This window comes from Mycobacterium helveticum (genome assembly GCF_007714205.1).
GTDB classification, from domain to species: Bacteria; Actinomycetota; Actinomycetes; order Mycobacteriales; family Mycobacteriaceae; genus Mycobacterium; species Mycobacterium helveticum.
In genome coordinates, this window is record NZ_VMQU01000428.1 from 1 (window position 1) to 218 (window position 218).

Consider the following 218-nt stretch of genomic DNA (forward strand, 5'->3'; position numbering starts at 1 on the left):
GCCGCGACAGACTCGCTGGCCAGGCTCTCGCCCTGGTTACCAGCAAGATACGCCTGCACATAGGCGGCCTTGCCGTCGGAGCTTTGCGAACCGGCGGCCGTCAGCGGATCCCCCCAGAAGTCCTGGACGTGCTGGACGTGTTTCGTGTCAGCCTCGAGTTTGCGGACGATCTGGTCGTAGAAATGGTGGGCCTCATCGCCCAGCGGCTTGTCACCTTC

1 protein-coding gene is annotated in these 218 nt (G+C 63.8%); it reads right to left on the reverse strand.

The features are described 5' to 3' along the window. On the reverse strand, window positions 1-218 hold a 218-nt coding region (locus tag FPZ47_RS28180; protein ID WP_144957612.1), incomplete at both ends, for an MMPL family transporter.